This window comes from Hydrogenophaga sp. (genome assembly GCF_018780385.1).
In the GTDB taxonomy this organism is placed as follows: domain Bacteria; phylum Pseudomonadota; class Gammaproteobacteria; order Burkholderiales; family Burkholderiaceae_C; genus Hydrogenophaga.
On record NZ_JADMJO010000002.1, the window covers coordinates 1 to 3,096 of the forward strand.

The window sequence follows — 3,096 nt, forward strand, 5'->3', positions numbered from 1 at the left end:
GAGAGCCAGGTCGAGACCAAGACGCGCCACATCGAGGCGCAGCGCGCGCGGCTGGAGACCTTGTACGAGGTCAGTGCCTTCATGGCCCAGGCCGGCACCATCGAGGAGCTCTCGCGCGGTTTTTCCCAGCGCGTGCGCGCGGTGGTGAAGGCCGATGCGGTCGCGGTGCGCTGGAGCGACGAGGCCAGCCAGCGTTACCTCATGCTGGCCTCCGACTGCTTTCCCCAGGACATGGTGGAGGAAGAGCGCAGCCTGCTGGCCGGCGCGTGTGCCTGCGGCAACCTGCAGCCTGACGCGCGCACCCGTGTGATTCCCATCCGAAGCCATGACGACCTGGAGGTGCGCCATTGCGTGCGCGCTGGCTTCGAGACGCTGGTGAGCGTGCCGGTGCGCCTGCAGCAGCGGCTCATCGGTGAGATCAATCTCTTTTACCGGTCGCAGACCAGCCTGAGCGCGGGCGAAACCGAACTGCTCGATGCCCTGGCCAGCCACCTGGCCAATGCGCTGGAGGGTCTGCGGGCGTCGGCGCTGGAGCGCGAGGCGGCGGTGGGCGAGGAGCGCGCCCTGATTGCGCGTGAGCTGCACGACTCCATCGCGCAGTCGCTGGCCTTCCTGAAGATCCAGGTCCAGCTGCTGCGCAACGCGGCGCAGAAGGGCCAGGACGCGCGGGTGATGAGCACGCTCGACGAACTCGACGAAGGCCTGCGCGAAAGCATCAACGACGTGCGCGAACTGCTGGTGCACTTTCGCACCCGGACCAACACCGACGACATCGAACGCGCGCTGCAGGAGACGCTGCAGAAGTTCCAGCACCAGACCGGCCTGCCCGCCAGGCTGCATGTGGAAGGCCATGGCCTGCCCTTGCCGGCCGACGTGCAGGTCCAGGTGTTGCACGTGTTGCAGGAGGCGCTGTCCAACGTGCGCAAGCACGCCGGTGCCAGCCACGTTCAGCTCGACGTGATCAAGGGATCGCACTGGCTGTTTCGCGTGCGCGACGACGGCGCGGGCTTTGACGCGCTGGACGCACCCGACGAATCCCACGTGGGGCTGAAGATCATGGGCGAGCGCGCCGCGCTCATCGGCGCGCGGGTCGACGTGAGCTCCGAGCCCGGCCAGGGCACCACCGTCACCTTGACCCTGCCACCGCACCCGGTGGCGGCCACTTTCATCTCCGCACCCGCCACCGAGCACGCCGTTCCATGACCGACACCCTTGCCCGCCCGATCCAGTTGCTCGTGGTGGACGACCACTCCCTGTTCCGCCGCGGGCTGATGGCGCTGCTCTCGCAGGACCCGCGCTTCGAAGTGAGCTGCGAGGCCGGCGACGTGGGCGAGGCGCTGCGCTGCCTGGCGCGCCAGCGACCCGACGTGATCCTGCTCGACAACCACCTGCCGGGCGTGCTGGGGGTGGACGCCATCCCCGCGCTGCGCGAGGCCGCGCCGGGCAGCCGCGTGCTCATGCTCACGGTGAGCGAGAACGAGGCCGACCTGGTGGCCGCGCTCAAGGCCGGCGCCGACGGCTACCTGCTCAAGACGGTCGAGTCGCACCACCTGTGCGACGCCATCGTCAAGGTGATGGACGGCGAGTCGGTGGTCAGCCCCGAGATGACGACCAAGCTGGTGTCGGCGCTGCGCGCGCAGCCGCCCGCCCAGGGTGAGGCGCCCGGTGCACCGATGGCCACCGCGGGCGCTGAACTCGCTTCGCTCTCGGTGAGGGAACTCGAGATCCTGCACCTGATCGCACGCGGCGACAGCAACAAACACATCGCCCGCCAGCTCGACATCGCCGAGACCACGGTCAAGATCCACGTGCAACACATCCTGCGCAAACTCCACCTCACCTCGCGCGTGCAGGCGGCGGTGTTCGCCGCCCGTCACACCTAACCAGGAGACCCCAATGGCCCTGCACCACCTCGAATCGGGCGAAATCGCCAACCTGCGCCACCTGGGGGGCGACGCGCTGAGCACCCAGTCCACCGCCTTGTTCAAGTCCGAGCAGCTCGAGGTCATCCGGCTGATGCTGCCGCGGGGCCGCTCCATGCCGATGCACCAGGTCGCGGGCGAGATCACCGTGCAGTGCCTCGAAGGCGGCATCGATTTTGAAACACCCGAGGGCGTGCAGCGGCTGAAGGCCGGCCAGCTGCTGTTCCTGCGCGGTGGGGTGCCGCACAGCCTGCTTGCGGTGGAAGACGCCAGCGTGCTGGTCACCATCGTTCTGGGCATGGGGGATCGGCCCTGAGGCCTTGATCCAGATCAAGTGATGGCCACAAACCGGCCGTCCTAGTTCTTCCGGACGCACCGCGTCCCGCCACCATCGTTCTTCAGAGCCGCGCCCGGCGCCCGGGAGGCGGATAGCCATGAGCGCGCCCAGCGCCGACAGTCTTGCCATGCCCCGCGTGGAGAAAGACAACATGGCCTCTGAACTGAACAACGACAAAAAAGCCTGGTCCGTGCTGCTCGTCAGCACGCTGGCCTTCACCGTGTGCTTCATGGTCTGGATGATGTTCGGTGTCATCGGCATCCCGATCAAGAAGGCGCTGGACCTCAACTCCACCCAGTTCGGCCTGCTCATGGCCACGCCGGTGCTCACCGGCTCGCTGGTGCGCGTGCCGCTGGGCATCTGGACCGACCGCTTCGGCGGCCGCATCGTGATGGCCATCCTCATGGCCATCACCGTGCCGGCGATCTGGCTCATGAGCTACGCCACCGCGTACTGGCACTTCCTCACCATCGGCCTGTTCGTCGGTCTGGCGGGCGGTTCCTTCTCGGTCGGCACGCCCTATGTGGCGCGCTGGTTCCCCAAGCACCGCCAGGGCATGGCCATGGGCGTGTACGGCGCGGGCAACTCGGGCGCGGCGGTCAACAAGTTCGTCGCGCCGGTGCTGCTGGTGGCCTTCGGCTGGACCATGGTGCCGCAGGTGTACGCGGCCATCATGCTGGGCACGGTGGTGCTGTTCTGGCTGTTCAGCCACAGCGACCCCTCGCACCGGGTGCCGAGCAACGTGTCCTTCATGGACCAGCTCAAGGCGCTCAAGGACCCCAAGGTGCTCAAGTACTGCCAGTACTACAGCATCGTCTTCGGTGGCTACGTGGCGCT

The 3,096-nt window shown here is 67.7% G+C and carries 4 protein-coding genes; all 4 read left to right on the forward strand.

Annotated elements, in window-relative coordinates:
* Positions 1-1,203 (forward strand): histidine kinase (locus IV113_RS00495; protein WP_291079746.1); only part of this gene is annotated, 1,203 nt, incomplete at its 5' end.
* Positions 1,200-1,883 carry a response regulator gene (locus IV113_RS00500; protein ID WP_291079748.1) on the forward strand — a complete coding sequence of 228 codons (684 nt, stop codon included), beginning with the start codon at positions 1,200-1,202 and terminating at the stop codon, positions 1,881-1,883. The genes IV113_RS00495 and IV113_RS00500, both read left to right, overlap by 4 nt.
* A 13-nt stretch (positions 1,884-1,896) precedes the next feature.
* The gene (locus tag IV113_RS00505) at positions 1,897-2,238 is read left to right on the forward strand and encodes a cupin domain-containing protein (protein ID WP_291079750.1); all 342 of its coding nucleotides are present in this window, start codon (positions 1,897-1,899) and stop codon (positions 2,236-2,238) included.
* 172 nt (positions 2,239-2,410) lie between these two features.
* The coding region (locus IV113_RS00510; protein ID WP_291079752.1) for an MFS transporter at positions 2,411-3,096 on the forward strand (686 nt) is incomplete at its 3' end.